Below are 22,079 nucleotides of genomic sequence, written 5' to 3' on the forward strand. Positions count from 1 at the left end.
GCTGTCCGGTCTCGCATCTCGTTATAGGAGAAGGGGCCACCGAAATGTCCACGACCACTGCTCAGAAGAATTCCCTCGACGCCTATTACGGGCCCTTCACCAGCGATCTGGAGAAGGAGGTCCTCAGCGTGCCGCTGCGCCTGGTGGGGGCGTGGTCCCACAACGACGCCGACGGCGTGGCGGACGTCTTCACCGAGGACGGGATCCTCATCCTTCCCGGTGACGTCTACAAGAAGGGCCGGGACGAGATCCGCTCGTTCATGGCCGCCGCGTACGCCGGCCCGTTCAAGGGCACCGGGGTGACCGGCAACCCCGTCGACCTGCGCATCGTCTCCGACGACGTGGCCCTCATCCGTACCCACGGCGGGATCCTCCCGGCCGGGCAGGCCGAGATCGCGCCCGAGTTGGCCGTGCGGTCCACCTGGGTCACGGTGAAGAAGGACGGTCAGTGGCAGCTCGCCGGCTACCAGAACAGCCCGCGCGGTGATGGTGCCACCCTGCGCTGGTGACCGATCCGACGAGAAGGAGAGCAGGATGAGCAACGACGCCGCAGCGCTCGTGGCCGGGGCCAAGGAGTGGGCGACCCTGTACGGGGACTACTCCAACGGTGAGGAGGGCGCCGTCCTCACCGCGCCGCTGAGGTTCCGCGCCGCCTGGGCGGCCAACGACTCCGGGGCGCTGGCCGACATGTTCGTCGAGAACGGCAGTTTCCTCGCCGGCGACCGGCAGTTGATGAACCGCGAGGAGATCCACTCGTACATGGCGGAGGCATTCGCCGGCGGACTCAAGGGGTCGAGGATGGTCACCGACGTCCGGGAGATCCGGATGCTGACCGATTCCGTCGCCATCGCCATCACCGACGGCGGCATCATTCCGGACGGTCAGGAATCGCTCGGCGACGCGGACCGGATCCGCATCATGTGGGTTGCCGTCAAGCAGAACGGCGACTGGCGGCTCGTCTCGTACCAGAGCAGCCCGGTGACGGGCTGACCGGTACGCGGACCGCACCGGGTCATTTCCGGAACGGATCTTTCGATGGTGGCATCGACCGCCGTCACCACCGGGACAGTCACGACAGGAGAGAGGGTCCATGATTACGAAGGCACGGTGGGGCGACGCCTCGACGCTGCTCGCCAAGGCCGGTGTCCAGGAGGACACCTCGTACTACGGTCAGTTCACCGCCCCGGACGAGAAGGCGGCGCTGACGGCGTGCATGCGCGTCCAGGCGGCCTGGGCGGCGAACGACGCGGACGCGTTCGCCGAGGTGTTCACCGACAACGGCAGCCTGCTGATGCAGGACAACCAGCTGGTCAGCCGTGAGGAGATCCGGGAGTACATGGCCCAGGGCTTCGCGGGCGGCCTCAAGGGCGCGCGGGTGAAGGGCTGGCCCATCGAGGTCAGGTTCCTCTCCGAGGACGTCGCCATGGTCGTCACCGAGGGCGGCATCATCATGGCGGGGGAGACGGACATCGCGTCGGAGAACCTCATCAGGGCCACCTGGGTGATCGTCCGGCAGCCGGACGGCCAGGTGAGGCTGGTGTCGCACCAGAGCAGCCCGGTCAAGAGCTGATCCGTCGCCGGTCGGTGCCCGCGTGCCGACCGGCTCGGTACACCCGCAGCGGGGCCGTGGTGACGGCTGCACAGAGTCGTCACCACGGCCCCGTCGTGTCCACCCCGTCCGTGCGGCTGCTCCGCCCGACGCGCCGTACGCCCGGGGTGGCCGCCGCGGACGGACAGGGGCCCGCGGCACGTGGTGCCGCGGGCCCCTGCGGTGCGGACGGACGTCACATGTCCGGGCCGCCGGCGCTGAGGACCGGGCGCACCTCGACCATGCCGAAGTTGGCCTCCGGGATCCGGGCGGCGTGCTCGACGGCCTTCTCGAGGCTGTCGCACTCGATCAGGTAGAAGCCGGCGACGTACTCCTTGACCTCGGGGAAGGGGCCGTCGGTGGTGCTCACCTGACCGTCCTTGACCAGGACCCGCTTGGCCTGGCTCTGGTCGGCCAGCGCGTCGGACACGATCAGCTCGCCCGACTCGGAGAGGTCCCCGACCAGGGACATGTGCGCCTTCATGCCCACCGCCTGCTCGGCCTCGGACATGTTCTGCCAGGCGTCCCGGGTCTGCTTGTTGTGGTTGATCAGGATCATGTACTTCATTGCTTGCCTCCCGTGGGGCTGGACGGACCTTCCACCCCCATGTCGAAACCGATCCCGCAGCTTCGACATGCAGACGGATGCACTTGAAAGTGCGCCGACGTCGAGGGAGGTCTACATGAGCACCGGTACAACACCGCGCCGGGACGACGCGCCGAGTGCGCCCGGGGAGGGCACGGATCCGCGCCGGTGGCGCGCGCTCGCACTGCTCGGGTTCGTCCAGTTCATGTTCGTGATCGACATGACCGTGGTGAACGTGGCTCTGCCCCGGATCCAGGACGATCTCGGGATGTCGCGGGCCGGCCTGGCCTGGGTCGTCAACGGCTACGTGCTCATGGCCGGTGGTCTGCTGCTCTTCGGCGGCCGACTGGCCGACCTGTTCGGCCGTCGGCGCATCTTCATGACCGGTGTGGTGATCTTCGCCGTCGCCTCGGTCACGTCCGGCGCCGCGTTGAACTCCGAGATGCTGATCTTCAGCCGCTTCCTCCAGGGCGTCGGTGAGGCGATCGCGGCCCCCGCCGCGCTGGGCATGGTCTTCCTGCTCTTCTCCGAGCCGGCCGACCGGGTCAAGGCGGTCGGCATCTGGGGTGGTCTGTCGGGCATCGCCGGGACCCTGGGGCCGGTGGTCGGTGGCCTCATCGCCAACGACACGAGCTGGCGCTGGATCTTCTACATCAACGTGCCGGTCACCATCTTCGCGCTGATCATGGTGCCCCGGCTGGTCTCGGAGACCAGGATGGAGCGTCGCGGCCAGCGGCTGGACTTCACCGGCATGCTGACCGCGACCGGTGGTCTGGTGGCCATCGTCTACGGCCTGCTGCAGGCCGCCGAGCGGTCGTGGGGCGCCTGGCAGGTGCTCGTGCCGCTGCTCGGTGGTGTCGCGCTGCTCGGGCTCATGGTGCTGATCGAGGCGCGCGCCTCGGCGCCGCTGATCCCGCTGCGGTTCTTCGCCAACCGCACCCGCGCCGTGGGTTACCTGGTCGGTCTCGCCCTGTCCTGCGCGTTCTTCGGGTTCACCTTCCTGGTGACCCTCTTCGAGCAGCAGGTGCTCGGCTACTCGCCGCTCAAGGGCGGGCTGTCCTTCATCCCGGTCGGCCTCGGCATCGCCTTCGGCGTCGGCCTGTCCACCGGAATGATCCCGAAGCTCGGCGTGAAGCCGGTGATCATCATCGGTCTCGTCGGCGCCTCGGCCGGCCTCATCTACACCAGCATGATCGATGTCGACGCGACCTACACCGCCAGCATCATGCCGGGCATGATCGTGCTGGGCCTCTTCTTCGGACTGGCCATGCCCGGCACCGCCAACACCGCCCTGTGGAAGGTCACCACCCAGGACACGGGCCTGGCGTCGGCGATGCAGAACGTCATGCAGCAGGTGGGTGGGGCCCTGGGCCTCTCGGTCCTGGTCGCGCTGGCCCTGCGGTTCGGCAACAGCCAGTTGGGCGAGGGCGCGGCGCCCGCGGTGGCCGCCACCGAGGGCTACGCCCTGTCGCTGCGGATCGCCGCCGGTGTGCTCCTGGTCTGCGCCGTGGTCGTCCTCCTGGCCCTGGAGCGGATCACCGTGTCTCCGGAGCTGACCGGGGCTCCCCGGAAGAGCGAACCCGAGCAGGTCGCCAGCGACCCGACGCCGAGTCACTGAGCACCGCGGCTTCCGGGTCCACCGGTCGCGGCCTCCGGATCTCCCGGCGCCGCGTCCGGCCCGCCGGCCGGGGCCGCCCGGCCCGCGACGCGAAATGCCCCGCCGCGAACGCGGCGGGGCATTTCGCTCGGTGGGTGCCGGCTCAGTGGGCGGCCACCGGTGGCGTCGTCTCCGGCGCCTTCTCAGCCGCCGCACCCTTGCGCCGACGCCCGTTGAGCAGGCGCCCGATGAAGGTGTAGCGCACCAGGTAGCGGTAGCTGACCAGGGTCAGCGGGTAGGTGACCAGCAGGATCAGCGGATACTTGACGAACCACGGCAGGCCCACCTGGGCGACGGCCGTCTGCGCCGCCATGACCACCGGCAGGTGGATGATGTAGATCCAGTACGAGGCGTCCGAGACGTAACGGATGGCCGGGTTGGGCTTGGACAGGTACCGCATCGCCAGCCCCATCAGCGCCATCGTCCAGGTCCAGATCGCGAGCACGTAGACGACCGCGTAGACGATCTTCTTGGTCCCCATCGGCTCGGCCCCGTCGGGCGGGATGGTGCCGGCCATCGCGAGCGCGACGCCCGTGAGCACCACGGCGACCGCGAGGTTGCGCAGCCCGCGCCGCTCCCAGAAGCGGAGCAGGTCGATCTGCCGGTGCAGCAGCCAGCCGAAGCCGAAGGCCGTGCCGTAGGCGACCACCGCCACCGGGTTCGGGACGACGCCGTTCTCCGCCGGCGGAACGCCGTACCAGATCTCCCAGTCGTCCTTGAGCAGGAACGCCACGAGGAGCGGCGCCCCGATCACCACCGGGGTCAGGTCGTTCTTCACGATGGTCCGGATCACCGGGTCGACGACCCGCGAGCGCAGGTTGCCGGCCTTGTCCAGCGACACCACGATCCCGCGCACGACAAGCGCCGCCACGTAGAGCATGAGCAGCCAGTAGAGGAACCACAGGTGGGTCAACGGGAAGGTGCTCGGGGTCATGGGCGTGGGACCCGGCACCTCCTCGCCGGCCTGGTTGGCGGCCCAGATGATCACCACGACGGTCGAGACCATCATCAGCGGCCAGAAGACGACGAAGGGCACGAGGATCCGTACCGCCCGGTTGCGGATGAAGCCGCCGGCGCCCCGGCGGTGCAGCAACATTCGCGCGAAGAAGCCGGCGATCAGGAAGAACAGCGTCATCCGGAAGACGTGCACCACGAAATAGACGCCGTTCATGGCCGGGCTGGTGGACACGTCGCCCACCACCCAGGTCCGCGGTTCGAGAAAGGAGAGTGTCGCGTGGAGGACGACTCCGAGCAGTAGAGCTCCCGCCCGTACCGCGTCGAGCGCGTGGAGCCGTTCGGCGCCGCCGGTGGCGGTGCTGGGGACATTTGCTGTGGGGATGGCCATGTTCTGCTCTCCACTATCCAATCTTGCCGGGACGGCCTCCGTTTACGTGACGTCGTACCGGTTGCCGATCGGTCCCGACAGGGCAGTCCGGTCGGTGCCGCGTGCGGCCGTGAGTAGCGGGGCGGCCGACGCTAGCTGAATGCTGCGGGGGAGATTACGCGGTCGCGTCCGGGAAGATAATCCTCGATACCGTTGAGTGTCTTCCGACCGTCAGGACGATTACCGACGCCATCCGGATAACAGCTGGGCGCAGGCCAGGGACAGCGCTGCGGAACGAGCCGGGAAATGCCCTCCGCCCGCCGAATGAAGACGCGTCGAATAGCGGCCCGGCTTATTGCCGAAGCCGGATTCCGCCCGTTGCCGAGAATAGGCTCCAGTCGAGAGCACGCCCCCGTCGTCGGATGTCGTCAACGAGCAGACCCGGCTCTTCGGCGCCGGGGCGGCGGCGCCCCGGTCGCATACGACACCGACCTGCCGCGTCCATCCTGGACTGACCGAGGGGGCGCGGACATCTCCGCAATTGCGGAGTTGACATCCGCGATCCGGCGGCGGGGACGCGGTCGGGCCGACCGGGCGGGTGACTGCGGGCGGGGGTCAGCCGCTGGTCGCGTTCCGGGCCCGCGAGTAGAGGTAGCGCTGCTCGGGCAGGCTGAGGGTCTCCCGGGCGGCCAGCTCGTAGTGGGTGCGGGCGGCCTGCCGATCACCGGTGAGGTCGAGCAGGTGGGCGCGGACCGCGTGCACCCGGTGGTGGCCGGCCAGGGCCGGGTCCGCCTCCGCCGCCGTGAGCTGACGCAGCGCGGCGTGCGGGCCCTCCACCATGGCGACGGCGACGATCCGGTTGAGGGCGACCATCGGACCGGGCGCGATGCGCTGCCACAGGTCGTACAGGCCGAGGATCTGCCGCCAGTCGGTGTCCCCGGCCCGGGGTGCCTCGTCGTGCACGGCGGCGATGGCGGCCTGGATCTGGTACGGACCGACCGGTGCGGTGGCCAGCGTCCTCGTGATCAGGGCGATCCCCTCGGCGATGGCCCGGCTGTCCCACAGCGAGCGGTCCTGCTCGGCGAGCGGGACCAGAGCGCCGTCCGGGCCGGTGCGCGCCGGCCGGCGGGCGTCGGTGAGCAGCATCAGCGCCAGCAGCCCCGCCACCTCGCCGTCGTCGGGAAGCCGGGCGTGCAGCTGCCGGGTCAGGCGGATGGCCTCGGCGGTGAGTTCCGTCCGGTTGAGGGCGGTCCCGGAGGAGGCGGTGTAGCCCTCGTTGAAGATGAGGTAGAGCACCTCCATCACCGCAGCCACCCGCTTGGGACGCTCCGCCGGCGAGGGCATCCGGAACTCGGCCCCGCTGGCCCGGATCCGCTGCTTGGCGCGGCTGATCCGCTGGGCGACGGTGGACTCGGGCACCAGGAACGCCCGGGCGATCTCGGCGGTGCTCAGCCCACCCACGGCCCGCAGGGTGAGGGCCACCTGCGAGACCCGGGTGAGCGACGGATGGCAGCACAGCATCAGCAGGGCGAGCGTGTCGTCGGCCTCGGGAACCGGGCCGGCACCCGGGGACGCCAGCGCGGCGGCGGTCCGCTCGCGGCGCCGCCGGGCCGCGTCGCTGCGCCAGAGCTCGGTCCAGCGGCGGGAGGCGACGGTGGTCAGCCAACCGATGGGGTTGGCCGGCACACCGTCCGCCGGCCACTGCACCGCCGCCGCCAGCAGCGCCTCCTGCACGGCGTCCTCGCAGGTGTCGAAGCCACCGTGACGGCGGACGAGCGCGGAGAGGACCTGTGGCGCGTGTTCGCGCAGCAGGTCCTCGACATCCGTGGCGGTGCTCACCGTCCCGTGGCCCCGGCGCCGAGCACCGGGCGTACCTCGACCTGGCCGAAGGCGGCCTCCGGAATCCGGGCGGCGTGCGCGACGGCGCTGTCGATGCCGTCGCACTCGATCAGATAGAACCCGGCGAGGTACTCCTTGACCTCGGGAAATGGGCCGTCGGTGGTGGTCACTCTGCCGTTCTTCACGAGGACCCGCTTGCCGTGGCTCTGGTCGGCCAGCGCCTCCGACACGATCAGCTCGCCGGCCCGGGCCAGCTCGTCGCCCAGGGCGGCATGAGCCTTGAGGCCCAACTCGCGCTCGGCCTCGGACATGTTCTGCCAGGCGTTCCGTGTCTGCTGATTATGGGTGATCAGGAGTAGATACTTCACGGTACCTCCATGGGTCTCGCCCATTATCCCACCACTGTGCCGAAACCGACGGGAACGCCTCGACACCAGCCCGGCGTGGACGTCATGCGCGACCGGTGGCGAATTCGGTGACCGTGGCTGCGACGTAGTCGACCATCTCTTCGGTCAACGCCGGATAGACGCCTACCCAGAGGGTCTGCTCGGTGATGATGTCGCTGTTGGTCAGGTCACCCACCACCCGGTACGGCTGATTCAGATATCCCGGTTGCCGGGTCAGATTACCGGCGAACAACTGACGCGTGCCGATCTTGCGATCCTCGAGGAAGGCCACCAGTTGCGAGCGGGTGAAGGGCGCGTCCGGGGCCACCGTGATCACGAAGCCGAACCAGCTCGGCTCGCTGCGCGGCGTGGCCTCCGGCAGCAGCAGGTGCGGTACGCCGTCCAACTGCTCCCGCAGCCGACGCCAGTTGCGGCGCCGCAGCGCGGTGAATTCGTCCAGCTTCGCCAACTGGGTGAGGCCGAGCGCGGCCTGAAGGTCGGTGGCCTTCAGGTTGTAGCCGACGTGCGAGTAGATGTACTTGTGGTCGTACCCGGCCGGCAGCTTGCCGAGCTGGTGCTTGAAGCGCTTCAGGCAGGTGTTCGAGTCCCCGGGCGCGCACCAGCAGTCCCGGCCCCAGTCGCGCAGCGACTCCACGACCCGGGCGAGCGCCAGGTTCGACGTCAGGACGCACCCGCCCTCGCCCATCGTCAGGTGGTGCGCGGGGTAGAAGCTGACCGTGGTGAGGTCACCGAAGGTGCCGGTGAGCCGGCCGTCGTAGGTGGAGCCCACCGCGTCGCAGTTGTCCTCGACGAAGAACAGGCCGTGTTCCCGGGCCAGCTCGGCGATCTCGGTCGCCTCGTACGGGTTGCCCAGCGTGTGCGCCAGGACGATCGCCCGGGTCTTCGGCCCGATCGCGGCGGCCACCCGTTCCGCCGTGGTGTTGTACGTGCCCAGCTCGACGTCCACGAAGACCGGTAGGAGGCCGTTCTGGATGATCGGGTTGACGGTGGTCGGGAAGCCGGCGGCCACGGTGATCACCTCGTCGCCGGGACGCAGCCGCCGCTCCCCGAGCACCTCGGAGGTCAGCGCGGTGACCGCGAGCAGGTTGGCGGACGAGCCGGAGTTGACCAGGTGCGCCTTGCGCCGGCCCAGCTTGCGGGCGAACCGTGACTCGAACGTACGGGCGTAGCTTCCGGCCGCGATGCGCATGTCCAGCGCCGCCTCGACCAAAGCCACCCGGTCGTCGGCGTCGAGCATGGCGCCGGAGGGCCAGATCTCGGTGACGCCCGGCTCGAACGCCCGGTCGGGTTGCACGTCCTGGTGGTACTTGCGTACCTCGTCCAGCAGCAGGGCCTTGCGGTCGCTCATGGTGTGTTTCCTCTCCTGGTCACGACAAAACGGTGCGACGGACGCGGTGGTTCTCGGGCCGGCGCTGGGGCCGGAGGTGGTGGGGAACGGCAGCGCCCGCGCCGACGTTCACGGACCCGCCGTCGGCCGGCCGGGCCCGGTGGCGTGACCGGCCTCAGCGGCGTCCGGTGAAGGTGGCGGTGCCGACGGCCGGTTCGGCCGACCGCCCGGGTCCGGCTCCGCCCGCAACCAGCCGTTCGAGTACGCCGACGACCTCGGTGGGGGTCGGCTGAGCGGCGATCTCCCGGGCCACCGTCTCGGCGGCCGCGCGGAACCGGGGGTCCGCGAGGACGCGCCCGGCTTGCTCCGTCACCCCCTCCGGGCTGGCCTGCTCCAGCCGCAGCGACAGGCCGACCCCGGCGTCGACCACCGCCTGGGCGTTCTCGAGCGCGTCGTCGAACCGGGGCAGGGCGACCTGTGGGCACCCGGCGGCCAGGCCGGTCAGCGCCGACCCCTGGCCGCCGTGGTGGATCAGGAGCTGGCAGCCCGGCAGCACCTCGGCCAGCGGCACCCGCCCGGCGTGCAGCACCGCCTCCGGCAGCGTGCCCAACTCCTCGGCCACCGCGTCGTCGACCGCGATCACCAGCTCACAGCCGAGCCCGCCCAGGCTGTCCACCAGCCGGCGCAGGAACCCGGCCGTGCCGTCGGCCGAGAGCTGTGGGAGCACCGTCCCGAGGGTGAGGCAGATCCGTGGCCGGGTGCCGGGCGCGGACGCCCAGGCCGGCACCACGGCGGCCCCGTTGTAGGGCACGTGCCGGATACTGAGGTCGGCGCGGGCGTGCGGCAACCGGAGGCTCGGCGGCCACGGGCTTAGCCTCAGCCCGGGTGTCGGGAGCCCGGGCAGGCCGAGTGCCCGCAGTTGGTGGCGGAGGACGTCCTCGCCCGCCGCCCGGTACTCCGTCAGCTCCGCCACCCCCCACCGGAGCTCGGCGTGGGGTGTGCCGGCTGCGGCTGCGGCGACCGGACCGGCGAGTTCGGAGCGTTCGTTGACCACCAGGTCGGGGCGCCAGGACGCGACCAGGGCGCGGGTGTCGGCCAGGTTCCGCGACGCCATCGCCCCGAACACCTCGCCGTGGGCGTACGGGGCGTTGTCGATGCCGTGTGCCGCGGCCGGGGCGGCCAACTCGCTCAGCGCCATTCCCGGCCCGACGGGCGCCGCCGGCAGGCCGGCCTGCACGACGCTCGGTACGAAGTGCTCCGTGGTGGCGACCAGCACCTCGTGCCCCGCCGCCCGGCAGGCCCAGGCCAACGGCACGAGCGGGAAGAGGTGACCGTGCATCGGTGCGGTGGTGAACAGCACGCGCATCTGAGCTCCACGGTCGAGGAAGGTGGGCCGGTGCCGTCCGCCCGGCGGCGGTCCCTACCGGCTGCTGATGTTGCGGCTTGATCGTGACAGAGGAGCGGATGCGCGACATCTCCCCGATTGCCCTATCTGGCAGAGATGTCGCACATCCGCTCGTCAGCGGCTCAGGAGGCCGGCCGGAGCGTCACCACGCTCGGCAGACCGTTGTCCGCGGTGGTCTGCACCCCGGCCGTACGCGGACCCATCACACCGATCCCGTCCATCCGCACCACCGGAGCGAACCAGGCCAGCTCGGTCGTCCGGGCGACCGCCTGCTTGAACAGCGCGGACTGCTTCCCCTGGTCGGGCTCGGCGATGGCCTGGTCGAGCAGCCGGGCCAGCTCGGCGTCGGCGGTCGCGAACGGGTTGAACGGGTTGGGCACCGGACGCATGAAGTCCAGCGACGACAGGTAGGTGGGCAGGTTGCCGTAGCCGAAGCCGACCACCGGGAACTTGCGCGACAGCACGTTCTCCAGCCACTGCTGCACCTGGGTGTCCGTGGTCAGCTCCACGTTCACGCCGATCTTCTTCCACTGCCCGATCACCGCCTGGGTGACCACGCCGATGCCGGGGGTGTGCGCCTCGACCTTCAGCGTGAACCCGTTCGGGTAGCCGGCCTCGGTCAGCAACTGCTTCGCCTTCGCCGGGTCGTACGGGTAGCGGTCGTCCAGCGCCGGCTGGTAGCCGTCGAAGCCGGGTGCCGCAGTCTGGCTGGTCGGGTGCGCGAAGTCACCGAAGATGGTCTTGGTGATGGTGGCCCGGTCGATGGCGTGGTTGAGCGCCTGGCGGACGCGGACGTCCTTCAGCGCCGGCGCCACGGTGCCGTTGCGGTCGGCGAGGACCACACCGACGAGGGCGACGCTGGCGGTCACGTGCCGCAGACCGGCGGCCTTGACCGCCGGGCCGGCGTCGGCGTTCAGCGCGGCGTAGTCCACCTGACCCGACTGGATCGCCTGCACGGTGGAGTTCGAGTCGGGGATGATCCGCACCACCACCTTCTTCCAGTGTTGGTCCGCCTTGTTCCAGTAGCGGGGGTTCGCCACGTACGTGTAGTGGTCGTTCGGCACGGTCTCGGCCGCGTCGAGCACGTACGGGCCGGCGCCGAAGGTCCGCTGGGCCAGCTGGTCGGGATCGGCCAGCCCGGCCGGCGAGATGATCGAGCCGGACAGCACCGCCTGGCTGAAGATCTGGCGCATGGAGGGGTTGGGCGCCTTGTTGGTCACCACCACGGTGCTGGCGTCCGGGGCGGTGATGCTGGTGATCGTGCCCGCCCAGGTCTTCGCCTTCGGGCTGACCTTGCGCATGTACTCCAGGGAGGCCACCACCGCCTTGGCGTCCAACGGCGTGCCGTCGGCGAAGGTCAGCCCGGGGCGGAGCTTCATCTGGAAGGTCTTGTTCTGCTGGTCGACGTACCCGAACGACTCGGCGAGCTCACCGGTGAAGGTGCGGTCGGCGTTCATCCGGATCAGGGGCGCGTAGGCCAACGCGACGGTCGGGATGTTGTTGAGGTCGATGTTGGCCTTGTACGGGTCCAGGTTGGGTGGCGCCGAGATCGCCAGGGTCAGCGTCTGGGCGTCGGCGTTCGACGCGCCGTCGGTGGCGGCGCCGGAGCATCCGGTCAGCGCCGCGGCGGCCAGGAGCGAGGCGGCGGCCAGGAGACGTACCCGGCGCGTGCCCGCTCGTAGGACATGACGAGACATGGTCGTCCTTTCCCGGCGTACTGCCGGTGTCGGAGGGGGTTCGGCGAGTGGTGGTCAGTGGGCCATGGATGCGACCTTGGGCCGGGCGAGGTCCGCGATCTCCCGTTGCCGCAGGCAGGCGACCTGGGAACCACTCCAGGCCTGGGTGAGCGGAGGTCGCCGGCGGGTGCACTCGTCGACGACGTACGGGCAGCGCGTCGCGAACCGGCAACCCGACCCGCCGGCCGGTGCCGACCGCTCGGCGGGCCGGTCCGGCAGGACGGGCGAGTCGGCTCCCGTCCGCGCCCGTGCCGGGTCGGGCACGGGCGCCGCCGCGATCAGGGCCCGGGTGTACGGGTGCGCGGGTCGGGAGTAGACGGTCTCGGCGGGGCCCGACTCCATCACCTGGCCCCGGTAGAGCACCACGACGCGGTGCGACAGGTGGCGGACCACGGCCAGGTCGTGCGCGATGAACAGGTAGCTCAGCCCGAGTTCGGCCTGGAGGTCGGCGAGGAGGTTGATGACCTGTGCCTGCACCGACACGTCCAGGGCGCTGACCGGCTCGTCGCAGATCACCAGCCGGGGCGTACCGACCAGCGCCCGGGCCAGCACGATGCGCTGCCGCTGCCCGCCGGAGAAGTGCGCGGGGTAGCGCTGGGCCGTGTCGGCCGGCAGGCCCACCCGGCGCAGCGCGGCCTCGATCAGTTCCCGGCGTCGGCGCGGCTCCACGTCGCGCCGGGCCAGGAGCGGCTCGACCAGGCTGTCGCCCACCGTCCGGGCCGGGTTCAGCGAGCTGTACGGGTCCTGGAACATCATCTGCAACGCCGCGCTGAGCTGCCGCCGCCGTCGGCGGGTGGCCCGGGTGATGTCCTCGCCGTCGAAGGTGACGGAGCCGGCGGTGGCGGCGGACAGCCCCACGACGGCCCGACCGATGGTCGACTTGCCGGAGCCGGACTCGCCGACCAGGCCGACGGTCTCGCCCTCCGCGACGGAGAGGCTCACCCCGTCGACCGCGCGGAAGGCGGTCCTTCCCCGGCCGTACTCCACGGTCAGGTCCCGGACGTCGAGCAGAGGGTGTCGCGTCACACTGCAACCTCTCGCTGGAGATCGTCGTCGGCACGCAGACAGCGCGCGACGTGTCCCGGTTCGGGTCTGCTCAGTCCGACCGGCTCGCGGCGGCACCGCTCCTCCACGAGGCGGCACCGGTCGGCGAACCGGCATCCGGTCGGCCAGTCGGACGGCGCCGGCACCGTTCCCGCGATGGTCGGCAGGCGCCCGTCGGGTGCGGCCCGGTGCGGATCCGCGGCCAGCAGACCCATCGTGTACGGGTGGTGCGGGCGGCTGAACATCCGCGACACCGGGCACACCTCGACCACCTGCCCGGCGTACATGACCACCGCCCGGTCGCACAGTTCGGCCACCACCCCCAGGTCGTGCGTGACCAGTAGCACGGCCATCCGGCGCTCCCGGCTCAGCCTGCGCAGCAGGGCCAGGATCTCCGCCTGGACCGTGACGTCCAACGCCGTCGTCGGCTCGTCGGCGATCAGCAGCCTCGGGGAGCCGGCCAGCGCGAAGGCGATGGCCACCCGTTGCGCGAGTCCGCCGGACAACTGGTGCGGATAGAGCCGGGCGACCCGGGCGGGGTCGGGCACCCCCACGTCGCGTAGCAGTTCCAGGACGCGGTCGGCGGCCTCCGCCCGGCGGACCCCGGTGTGCCGCCGGACCGCCTCGGCGAGTTGCGCACCGGCCCGGACGGCCGGGTCCAGGCTGACCATGGAGTCCTGCGCGACGTACCCGATCCCGCGTCCGCGCACCTGCCGCCACTCGCTCTCCGAGGCCCGCGCCAGGTCGTGGTCCGAGAACAGGAAGGCGCCGCCGGTGACCCGCCCACCGCCGGGCACCAGGCCGAGGATGCTGAGCGCGGTCACCGTCTTGCCGCAGCCGGACTCGCCGACCAGGCCGACGATCTCGCCGTCGGCGACGTCGAACGACACGTCGCCGACGACCGGTGCCGCGGGCGCGCCGGACGGTCCGGAGCGCACCGGGATCTCCACCGACAGGTGCTGGACCGACAGCAGGACGCCCTCGGGCACCAGGGTGGCCGCCCCGTTCGGCGCCGGGTCCGATCCACGCCGCGGCGTGGACCGGACCAGCTTCGACGAGGACCAGGACTGTGTGGCGGTGTCCCGTACGGCGTCACCGAGCAGGGTGAAGGCCAGGACGGTGATGGCGACGGCGAGACCGGGCGGGACCAGGGCCCAGGGGTGCTGCACGATCACGTCGCGCGCCTCGTCGACCATGCCGCCCCAACTCGGCTGCGGCGGCTGCGGCCCGAAGCCCAGGAAGGCCAGCCCCGCCTGGATGACCAGGGAGACCGCCGCGATCAGGGAGGCCTGGACGATGACGAGGCCACGCAGCCGGGGGAGCACGTGCCGGCGCAGGATCTGCCCGGAGGACAGCCCGGAGACCCGGGCCGCCGCGATGAACAGCTCCTCCCGGGTGGACCGGGTCGCCGTGCGTACCACCCGGATCAGGCCGGCGGCCAGCAGCACACCGAAGGTGACCATCGCGATGGTGACGTTCTCCGGGAACACCGCCACCACCACCAGCAGGATGATGATCGCGGGGACGGCGAAGAGCAGGTCGGAGACCCGCAGGATCGCCGCGTCGACCATCCCGCCCAGGTAGCCGGCGGGCAGACCCAGCAGCACACCGAGCACCGTGCTGGTCAGCACCGCGACGAGGACGCCCCACAGCGTCGTCCCGGCCCCGTGCACGAGGCGGCTGAGCAGGTCCTGACCGAGGCGGTCGGTGCCGAGGGGGTGCTCCGCCGAGGGCCCCTGCAACGCGGCGATCAGGTCCTGTTCCAGCGGGTCCCGGTCGGTGACCAGGTCGGGGAAGAGGGCGCACACCGCCACGACGACCAGCCAGAGCAGGGCGGCCACGGCCAGCGGCCGGCGCAGCAGCCGCAGCGCGAAGCTCTCCGGCCCGCTCACCGGTGCCGCACCCGGGGGTCGAGCCAGGCCTGGCAGAGGTCCACCAGCAGACCGATGACGATCACGATGAGGGTGAAGTAGACCACCGCGCCCTGCAACACGGGGATGTCGTGCTGGGCGGCGGCCAGGGCGGCGCCAGAGCCCAGCCCGGGCAGGCCGAAGATGTTCTCGATCAGCACGGTCGTGCCGAGCAGGCTGGCGGAGATGACCCCGAGCAGGGACACCACCGGCACCGCGGCGGTCCGCAGGGCGTGCCGGTAGACGATCGACCGGCGGGACAACCCGTTGGCCTGCATGACCCGGACGAAGTCGCGGTCGAGGGTGTCCAGCATGGAGTCGCGGGTCTGTTTGGCCACCGCCGTGACGGCGGCCAGCGAGGTGGCCGCCACCGGCAGCACCAGGGACCCCAGCCAGTCGCCCGGGGACTGGGTGAGCGGGACGTACCCGGTCACCGGGAAGAGCGGCCACCGGACGGCGAACCAGGAGACCAGCATCAGGGCCAGCCAGAACCCCGGTACCGCGAGGCCGACCACGGAGAGCACGTCGACCATCCGGCCGAGCGGGCCGCCGTGGACCCCGCTGAACACGCCGAGGCCCACGCCCAGCAGCATGGCGGTGAGGGTGGCGAGGACGATCAGGGAGAGCGTCGGCGCCAGCCGCGCGTTGAGCATGGGCCCCACCTCGGCCCCGGTGATCACGGAGACGCCGAGGTCGCCCTGGACGGACCGGCCCAACCAGCTCACGTACTGGTGCAGCAGCGGCCGGTCGAGCCCCATCTGCTGGTGCAGCGCGTCGACCTGCTGCTGCGGGGCGAGCGGGCCGAGCACCGAGCGGGCCGGGTCGCCGGGCACGAGCGACACCAGCAGGAAGCAGAAGAAGGAGACGACGAACAACATCGGCAGGGCCCACGCGAGACGCAGGGCGACGAGACGGAGCACGGCCACCACCGAGCCTCTACATGTACGTTCCGGGACGGGGCGGGACCGACGGCGTCCGCGCCGTCACCCCGACGGCGCGGCCCTGCGGGTCAGGGAGGTAGGTGCTCCGCGCGTCGGGTCGGGCGTCGGTGATGGCGTCACGCTCCCAGGTCGGTCGGCCTCGGGTCTGCGGTGGATCACCGCCGCGAAGCCGTGTCGACTCTCCCAGAACGGGGGCGTGCTGTCTTACGCGCGATTGCTCAACGGTGGAAACCTGGCCGGTAGAAATCCCACGTGGGTACGTCCGTCCTGAAGGGACTGTCCCAACGGGTGGCAGAGGTTCCCGGTCCGGCCCCGCCGGGGTGGTACCTCCGGCGGTCGGACATCCACGAGTACGGAAGTGCCGGGGCCGATCAGCCCGCGGTGTGCGCCAGGATGGCGGGCACCACCGTCTCCCAGGTGGCCGCCGGGGGCATCTGGTGCCCGACCCCGGCCAGCGGCAGCAACCGGGCGTCGGGGATCTCGTCGGCCAGGGCCTCGCCGTGCCCGAACGGGAACAGCGGATCCTCGGTGCCGTGGATCACCAGGGCGGGCACGGCGATCCGGGACAGCGAGGAGCGGTAGTCCGACCCGCCGTCGATCATCCAGTGGTTGGCGAGGCTGGCGGCGATGTCGCCACTGCGGTCGAACATCCGCCCGGCGATGCGGCGCAGCCGCTTCTCCTCGATGGCGAGCGCCCCGGCCAGCGGGCGCTGACCGGCGACGACGTGGTCGATCACGGCCGCGCGGTCGGTCCAGTCGGGTGTCGGCCGCTCCTCGGCGAAGCTGGCGAGCAGCGCCGGCGAGATCGGCGGCAGGTCGGGGTGGGGACGCTTGTTGACCCGGAGCGCCGGACTGGTGGAGAGCAGGGTCAGCGAGGACACCAGGTGGGGGTGCTCGATGGCGAGACGCTGTGCGACGGCGCCGCCCATGGAGACGCCGCAGACGTGCGCCGGGCCCACCCCGAGCTGCTCGAGCAGCACCGCCGCGTCCGTGACGAGATCGTCGAACCGGTACGGCGGTTCGCCCGACGGAAAGCCGGTGGACCGGCCGGTGTCCCGGTGGTCGTAGCGGATCACGAACCGGTCGCCGGCCGCCAGTCGCCGGCAGAGGTCGTCCTCCCACCAGTCCATCGAGCACGCCGTACCGCTGATCAGCAGGACCGGCGACGCGCCCGGGTCGCCGAAGGTCTCGACGCAGAGCTCGACGTCGTTGGCCGGGATGAACCGCTCCTCAGCCGCGGCTACCCGCTGGGACGTCGCCCGTGGCGTTGTCATGTCGTCTCCTCTTGCCCTGGACCGCTGGGGGGTAACCGCTGTGCGACGTCCCCCGATGATGTCGAAGCCGAGCTGCCGGTCACGACATCCGGCCGGAGATCGTCGGGGCCAGCCAGGCCGGGGGTGCGGAGGACCACCTGCGCCCCGGCGTCCCCGCCGGGCCGGTCCGCTTGCCCAGGATTATCGGGTACGGGCGGGCCGACCCGTCGACGATTCGCCGCACACACGGACGGTGCCCCCCGATCCCGGTGGGCCGGACGTGGATCCGGTCACCGAATCGGAGGGCACCTCGTGTCGTACGGGCTGTCGCCGACGACGCGGTGGACGACGGGTCGGGTCAGCCGCCGGCCCGCGCCGCCGCCGCGAGGGCGTCGTCGTAGCGGGGATGCTGGCCGATCTCCGGCACGTACTCGACGTACGCCAGCCGGTCCGCGGCATCGACCACGAAGACGGCGCGGGCGAGCAGCCGGAGTTCGGCCACCGCCACCCCGTAGGCCGTGCCGAAGGAGAGGTCACGGTGGTCGGAGAGCGTCTCGACGCCGCTGAGGCCGGCGGCGCCGCACCAGCGCTTCTGCGCGAAGGGCAGATCCGCCGAGACGGTCAGTACGGTGACCCCGTCCAGCCGGGCGGCCTCCTTGTTGAACCGGCGGGTCTGCTGGTCGCACACGTCGGTGTCGAGTGACGGCACCACCGAGAAGATCCGCGTCGTCCCGGCCGACGAGGCGAGGGTGACCGGGGTGAAGTCGTTGGCGAGCACGGTGAAGTCCGGTGCGGTGTCGCCGACGTGCAGTTCCGGGCCGAGCAGGGTGATGGGTCGGCCGCGAAAGGTGGTCACGCCGCTACGGTGCACGGCTACGGTCATGGGGTCTCCTGTCCGGGTCGGGGACGGCCAGCCGGTCGGCTGACGGTCAGCTGGAGGCGTCCTGCGCCTCGGGGGTCCGCGCGCGGGCGCGGTCCACCACCGCCGCGATCCGGTCCCGCAGCTCGTCGAGGTCGGCGGTGGTGACCTCGCCGTCCTGCCAGCGGGCCAGCGGGTCGGTGCGGAACGTGTCGTGCAGCCGCCGGAGGTCGTCCCGCACCCCGGCGAGGGCGGCGGCGAGCGACTCGTCGCCGTGGTCCGCGACGAGACGCCCCGCCGGGACCAGGTCGGCGTCGAGCTGCTCCAGCCGGGGCACGACGGTCGTCCGGACCGCCTGGGCCGCGGCGACCAGCACGGCGGTGCGGTGGAACAGCTCGTTCATCTGCTCGACCGCCGCCGCGACCGTCAACCGGACCCGACCGTCCTCGGTGATGTGACGCTGGGCCAGCGGCGGCGGCGGGCCCTCGACCAGGATCGACGCCTGACTCAGCAGCGCGCTGATCCGGTCCAGGTCGGCGGCGGTCGGCCCACGGTCGGCGGCCAGCGGGCGGGCCACCTCGTCGACGACCGTCGAGTAGGCGTTGAAGATCTCCCACAGCCGGGCCAGATCGGCCCGCGCCCGGTCCCTGCTCTGCCGGCTCCCACCGGTCAGCTCCGTCCCGACGAGCGGCTGCCGCTCGAAGCCGCGCTCGAGATCGACGAGGTTGGCCTGGATCGCGTCCCGGTCGGCCACCACCGTGGCCACGGTCGTGGCGGCCTCGTCCCCGCTGAGCACCACGGCGGCGGGCGTCGCGACCAGCGGGGCCCGGGGCAGCGCGCGCGGGCGTGCCGTCCCCCGCCCCAGGAACCGGTCGACCCGCGCGGCCAGCGGCTGTTCGAGCAGGTAGTAGCTGAGCGAGGCGAGGAGCACCGCGCCGCCGAGGGTGACCAGTTCCAGTTCCCAGAACCCGGCCTGACCGTACAGCTCCCGGATGGGGCGCACCTCGCCGGACAGGATGTTGCCGGGTTGCAGGTAGAAGTGCATCACGGCGAAGTGCCACAGGTACACGCCGTAGGAGACCCGGCCGAGGTGGACGATCGGCCGGGCGGTCAGCACCGCGTGGACCGGCCGGTAGGGCGCCGCGCCCGGCGAGATCAGCGGCAGCGATGCCAGCAGCCCGAAGAGCGCGACCATCACGTACGTCATGAACAGGCCGCTGGTCGAGTAGATCGCGTCCATGCCGATCACGCTGAACGGGCGGGCGCAGTTGACCAGGTAGACCAGCAGCGCGCCGAACCAGAACAGGTGGGGCCGGGCCGCCGCCGCGCGGAGCAGCCGGGGGGTGTCGGCGGGCGACACCTTGGACAACGCCAGCAGGACGGCCAGCGCGATGCCGATGCCGATGGTGGGCGCGAAGCCCTGCGGCCACCAGAACACCATCCGGTTGTCCCAGCCGTTGCCCTTGACCAGGAACAGCCAGCCGACCCCGACGCCGATGAGCACCGGCACGGGCAGCAGCAGCCGCCGGGCCCGGCTCACCGGCGTGGCGCCCCGGCGCGCGAACCGGTGGGTGGCCGCGGCGATCAGCGGCAGCGCCAGGTACCACTGGACCATGCTGGGCACGGTCCAGCTGACCTCCATCCCGTTGATGAAGTTCGGCGCGAACGGGGTGGGCGAGTAGATCTGGAGCAGCAGGATCGGTCGCAGGACGTCCCAGAGGCCGTCGACCGCGTTCCGGTTCAGCAGGACCAGCACCACCAGGTACATGGCGTAGTAGGCGGGCAGCAGCCGCATCAGCCGGCGTACGACGTTGCGGCCCTGCGGGGGACGCTCGGTGCCGGCGATGATCGCCTTGGCCAGGGGCAGGTACAGGAACAGCGCGGGCAGGACGAAGAACACCCCGATGAACGAGGGCAGCCCGCTGACGAAGAACGCGCCCAGCCAGTTGCTCGGCGGGCGTGGCGTACCGAACGCCTTGGTGCCCAGCAGCCCCGAGAACATGGCCACGTGGACGGTCAGCAGGGCCAGCGCGGCCAGGCCCCGGATGCCGAAGATCGCCGGCGACCGGTCGCCGCCGGTGCCCGCACCCCCGCTGCGGCGTACGTCCCTCGTCATGACGCTCACGTCATCGTCCTTCCAGTTGGGCGGGCGAGGCGCACAGGCGACCGACCGCACGTCGTGTCGTGCGGTCAGCTGATGACGGACTTCACGAACCGGAGGGTCGTCCGGACGTCCGGGTTGTCGGCGATCTCCCGCACCCGCTTCAGCTCCGGTACGCGGTCGATGACGAGGTCCCGCAGGGCCTTCAACTCCTTGGAGTTGACGCTCAGAGTGGTGGAGCCGTCCTCGTTGTGAGTCAACTGGGGCATCTGTCCGTCCTCATCTCGCAGCCCACCGGACGGCGGGGGCGGTGACTGCGACCGCCGGTATGACGATGATCCGAGGCCGACACCGGATTCACCTTCGAGAATGCGCTGGAGCGCGCCGGTCGCGCGGGCGGCCGGGATCGCGCACGTTGGAGGAAGATCCGGCCGGACGCCCGGTGGTTGCATGAGCAGCACACGGCCGAGCCTCACGACACGGGCGGTGCGCACGGGCGCTTCGGCGGCCCTGCTGCGGCTCGGCGCCGCGACGGTGGACGCGATCACGTCCACCCTCGCGACCCGGGCGACCCCACAGGAGGCATCGGAGCGATGGGCGACCAAGTTGGAGCAGGCACGGGCGGCCGGGACGGCGGGCTGGTCGGTCGGCTGCTGGCCGCGATCCGGGGACGGTCGCCGGCGGCACCGGCCCCCCGGCTGATCGGCGAGCGGGCGGTGGTGGCCGGCGGGAGCATCGCGGGCACCCTGGCCGCCCGCGTGCTGTCCGAGTGGTACCGCGAGGTCGTGGTGGTGGACCGGGACGAGGTGCTCGGCGCGGTCGGCCCACGGCGCGGTGCCTCGCACGCCGTGCACGCGCACGGCCTGCACGCCCGGGGGTACGGCATTCTCGCGGAGCTGTTTCCGAACCTGCTGGAGGACGCGCGGGAACTCGGCCTGCCGGTGCGCGACTTCGGTCTGATGCGGTGGTACTTCGACGGCCGGCCGATGTACCGCACGGAGACCGGCCTGCTGTCGATCGCCGGCAACCGACCGGTCCTGGAGAACTACCTGCGTACGCGGGTGGCGGAGCTGCCGAACGTCACCTACCGGCAGTCCACGGAACTGCTCGGGCTGCTCTCCTCGCCCGACCGGGGCCGGGTCACCGGCGTACGGCTCATGGAGCGGGGGGAGGGCAAGCAGGCGTTCGAGGTCGGGGCCGACCTGGTGGTGGACGCCACCGGCCGGGGTTCGCGCCTGCCGGTGTGGCTGGCCGAGCTGGGGTACGAGCGCCCGGCCGAGGAACGGATGACGATCGGCCTGGCCTACACCACCCGCACCTACCGTCGGGCGCCCGGGACGTTCGACGGCCCGATGGCGATCAACCCGGTGGCCTCGCCGGCCCACCCCCGGGGCGCCTTCTTCGGCCAGACCGCCACCGGGGACGTCCGGCTGTCACTGACCGGGATCCTCGGCGACCACCCGCCGACCGATCCGGACGGCTACCAGGAGTACGTCCGGTCGCTGCCGGTGCCCGACATCTACCAGGCGGTCGAGCACGCCGAGCCGACCAGCGCCCCGATGTCGTTCACGTTCCCCGCCAGCGTCTGGCGGCACTACGAGCGGCTGTCCCGGTTCCCCGCCGGCCTGGTCGTACTCGGTGACGCGGTGTGCAGCTTCAACCCGGTCTACGGGCAGGGGATGACGGCGGCGGCGATGCAGATCACCGCCCTGCGGCGGCACCTGGCCCGCGACGTCGCCGCCGACCCGCGCCCCTTCCTGCGGGACGTGGCCCGACTCATGATCGACCCCTGGCAGATCTCGACGCGGGGCGACCTGGACTTCCCGGGGGTGGTGGCGCCCCGTCCCCTGCGTACCCGGATCTACAACGCCTACCTGCGCCGGGTGCAGTACGCCAGCACGAAGGATCCGGAAGTCACCCGGGCGTACATGCGGTTCGCCGGCCTGATCGACCGCCCCCGGGAGCTGTGGCGACTCCGGCTGCTCGCCCGGGTGCTGCGGCTGTCGCGGGACATGCCGGCCCCGTCGGCGCGTACGCCTGCGGCACCTGCCCGGGAGCGGGTCGCCGCGGCCCCGGTCAAGGCCGACCGGGTCGACACGTAG

19 protein-coding genes are annotated in these 22,079 nt (G+C 71.6%); 5 read left to right on the plus strand and 14 right to left on the minus strand.

Features of this window, described 5'->3' with window-relative positions; genetic code table 11:
* The first annotated feature begins 44 nt into the window (after positions 1–44).
* The 3 genes from CLT72_RS23710 to CLT72_RS23720 all read left to right on the plus strand — a co-directional run bounded on the left by CLT72_RS23710 (position 45) and on the right by CLT72_RS23720 (position 1,570).
* Positions 45–509, plus strand: a complete 465-nt coding sequence (locus CLT72_RS23710; RefSeq protein WP_101413654.1) for an SgcJ/EcaC family oxidoreductase — start codon at positions 45–47, stop codon at positions 507–509.
* 25 nt (positions 510–534) lie between these two features.
* Entirely contained in the window at positions 535–990 is a 456-nt protein-coding gene (locus tag CLT72_RS23715) for an SgcJ/EcaC family oxidoreductase (protein WP_101413655.1), read from the plus strand.
* Between the two features lie 100 nt (positions 991–1,090).
* Positions 1,091–1,570 carry an SgcJ/EcaC family oxidoreductase gene (locus CLT72_RS23720; RefSeq protein WP_101413656.1) on the plus strand — a complete coding sequence of 160 codons (480 nt, stop codon included), beginning with the start codon at positions 1,091–1,093 and terminating at the stop codon, positions 1,568–1,570.
* 214 nt (positions 1,571–1,784) lie between these two features.
* On the opposite strand, the gene CLT72_RS23725 is transcribed toward CLT72_RS23720, so the two are convergent.
* The gene (locus tag CLT72_RS23725) at positions 1,785–2,156 is read right to left on the minus strand and encodes a YciI family protein (RefSeq protein ID WP_089003762.1); all 372 of its coding nucleotides are present in this window, start codon (positions 2,154–2,156) and stop codon (positions 1,785–1,787) included.
* A gap of 115 nt (positions 2,157–2,271) precedes the next feature.
* Here CLT72_RS23725 and CLT72_RS23730 point away from each other — a divergent pair, with 115 nt between their 5' ends.
* Positions 2,272–3,792 carry a DHA2 family efflux MFS transporter permease subunit gene (locus tag CLT72_RS23730; RefSeq protein WP_158242065.1) on the plus strand — a complete coding sequence of 507 codons (1,521 nt, stop codon included), beginning with the start codon at positions 2,272–2,274 and terminating at the stop codon, positions 3,790–3,792.
* Positions 3,793–3,934: 142 nt separating this feature from the next.
* Here the strand turns inward: CLT72_RS23730 and CLT72_RS23735 are convergent, their stop codons facing one another.
* From CLT72_RS23735 to CLT72_RS23795, 13 genes are all read right to left on the minus strand, one after another.
* Positions 3,935–5,176, minus strand: coding sequence for an acyltransferase family protein (locus tag CLT72_RS23735; RefSeq protein WP_101413658.1), 1,242 nt, complete (start codon positions 5,174–5,176; stop codon positions 3,935–3,937).
* A gap of 594 nt (positions 5,177–5,770) precedes the next feature.
* The gene (locus CLT72_RS23740) at positions 5,771–6,994 is read right to left on the minus strand and encodes an RNA polymerase sigma factor (protein ID WP_101413659.1); all 1,224 of its coding nucleotides are present in this window, start codon (positions 6,992–6,994) and stop codon (positions 5,771–5,773) included.
* Complete coding sequence (locus CLT72_RS23745) at positions 6,991–7,362, minus strand: YciI family protein (RefSeq protein WP_101413660.1); 372 nt, start codon at positions 7,360–7,362, stop codon at positions 6,991–6,993. The genes CLT72_RS23740 and CLT72_RS23745 overlap by 4 nt, the downstream gene beginning before the upstream one ends.
* 82 nt (positions 7,363–7,444) lie before the next feature.
* Positions 7,445–8,749 carry a lipopolysaccharide biosynthesis protein RfbH gene (gene rfbH, locus CLT72_RS23750; RefSeq protein ID WP_101413661.1) on the minus strand — a complete coding sequence of 435 codons (1,305 nt, stop codon included), beginning with the start codon at positions 8,747–8,749 and terminating at the stop codon, positions 7,445–7,447.
* Positions 8,750–8,903: 154 nt separating this feature from the next.
* Positions 8,904–10,094, minus strand: a complete 1,191-nt coding sequence (locus CLT72_RS23755) for a nucleotide disphospho-sugar-binding domain-containing protein (RefSeq protein WP_101413662.1) — start codon at positions 10,092–10,094, stop codon at positions 8,904–8,906.
* Between the two features lie 161 nt (positions 10,095–10,255).
* Positions 10,256–11,830, minus strand: coding sequence for an ABC transporter substrate-binding protein (locus tag CLT72_RS23760; RefSeq protein WP_101413663.1), 1,575 nt, complete (start codon positions 11,828–11,830; stop codon positions 10,256–10,258).
* Between the two features lie 54 nt (positions 11,831–11,884).
* Positions 11,885–12,895, minus strand: a complete 1,011-nt coding sequence (locus CLT72_RS23765; protein ID WP_199184827.1) for an ABC transporter ATP-binding protein — start codon at positions 12,893–12,895, stop codon at positions 11,885–11,887.
* The gene (locus CLT72_RS23770; RefSeq protein WP_199184630.1) at positions 12,892–14,805 is read right to left on the minus strand and encodes a dipeptide/oligopeptide/nickel ABC transporter permease/ATP-binding protein; all 1,914 of its coding nucleotides are present in this window, start codon (positions 14,803–14,805) and stop codon (positions 12,892–12,894) included. The genes CLT72_RS23765 and CLT72_RS23770 overlap by 4 nt, the downstream gene beginning before the upstream one ends.
* The gene (locus tag CLT72_RS23775; RefSeq protein WP_199184631.1) at positions 14,802–15,749 is read right to left on the minus strand and encodes an ABC transporter permease; all 948 of its coding nucleotides are present in this window, start codon (positions 15,747–15,749) and stop codon (positions 14,802–14,804) included. Before CLT72_RS23775 ends, CLT72_RS23770 begins: the two co-directional genes overlap by 4 nt.
* A 386-nt stretch (positions 15,750–16,135) precedes the next feature.
* Complete coding sequence (locus CLT72_RS23780; protein WP_101413665.1) at positions 16,136–17,038, minus strand: alpha/beta fold hydrolase; 903 nt, start codon at positions 17,036–17,038, stop codon at positions 16,136–16,138.
* Positions 17,039–17,375: 337 nt separating this feature from the next.
* Positions 17,376–17,873, minus strand: a complete 498-nt coding sequence (gene tpx / locus CLT72_RS23785) for a thiol peroxidase (RefSeq protein WP_250101833.1) — start codon at positions 17,871–17,873, stop codon at positions 17,376–17,378.
* A 73-nt stretch (positions 17,874–17,946) separates the two neighbouring features.
* Entirely contained in the window at positions 17,947–19,992 is a 2,046-nt protein-coding gene (locus CLT72_RS23790; protein ID WP_358167671.1) for an acyltransferase family protein, read from the minus strand.
* Positions 19,993–20,066: 74 nt separating this feature from the next.
* Positions 20,067–20,246 (minus strand): hypothetical protein, encoded by a 180-nt coding sequence (locus CLT72_RS23795; protein WP_101413668.1) that lies wholly within the window; start codon positions 20,244–20,246, stop codon positions 20,067–20,069.
* Between the two features lie 324 nt (positions 20,247–20,570).
* On the opposite strand from CLT72_RS23795, the gene CLT72_RS23800 reads away from it, so the two are divergent.
* Entirely contained in the window at positions 20,571–22,079 is a 1,509-nt protein-coding gene (locus tag CLT72_RS23800) for an FAD-dependent monooxygenase (RefSeq protein WP_158242066.1), read from the plus strand.

Source organism: Micromonospora sp. CNZ309, assembly GCF_002846525.1.

Coding starts and splice junctions, on each gene's coding strand:
- CLT72_RS23710 (WP_101413654.1), top strand. CDS start 45: ATGTCCACGACCACTGCTCAGAAGAATTCCCTCGACGCCTATTACGGG.
- CLT72_RS23715 (WP_101413655.1), top strand. CDS start 535: ATGAGCAACGACGCCGCAGCGCTCGTGGCCGGGGCCAAGGAGTGGGCG.
- CLT72_RS23720 (WP_101413656.1), top strand. CDS start 1,091: ATGATTACGAAGGCACGGTGGGGCGACGCCTCGACGCTGCTCGCCAAG.
- CLT72_RS23725 (WP_089003762.1), bottom strand. CDS start 2,156: ATGAAGTACATGATCCTGATCAACCACAACAAGCAGACCCGGGACGCC.
- CLT72_RS23730 (WP_158242065.1), top strand. CDS start 2,272: ATGAGCACCGGTACAACACCGCGCCGGGACGACGCGCCGAGTGCGCCC.
- CLT72_RS23735 (WP_101413658.1), bottom strand. CDS start 5,176: ATGGCCATCCCCACAGCAAATGTCCCCAGCACCGCCACCGGCGGCGCC.
- rfbH (WP_101413661.1), bottom strand. CDS start 8,749: ATGAGCGACCGCAAGGCCCTGCTGCTGGACGAGGTACGCAAGTACCAC.
- CLT72_RS23755 (WP_101413662.1), bottom strand. CDS start 10,094: ATGCGCGTGCTGTTCACCACCGCACCGATGCACGGTCACCTCTTCCCG.
- CLT72_RS23760 (WP_101413663.1), bottom strand. CDS start 11,830: ATGTCTCGTCATGTCCTACGAGCGGGCACGCGCCGGGTACGTCTCCTG.
- CLT72_RS23780 (WP_101413665.1), bottom strand. CDS start 17,038: ATGACAACGCCACGGGCGACGTCCCAGCGGGTAGCCGCGGCTGAGGAG.
- CLT72_RS23790 (WP_358167671.1), bottom strand. CDS start 19,992: ATGACGAGGGACGTACGCCGCAGCGGGGGTGCGGGCACCGGCGGCGAC.
- CLT72_RS23795 (WP_101413668.1), bottom strand. CDS start 20,246: ATGCCCCAGTTGACTCACAACGAGGACGGCTCCACCACTCTGAGCGTC.
- CLT72_RS23800 (WP_158242066.1), top strand. CDS start 20,571: ATGGGCGACCAAGTTGGAGCAGGCACGGGCGGCCGGGACGGCGGGCTG.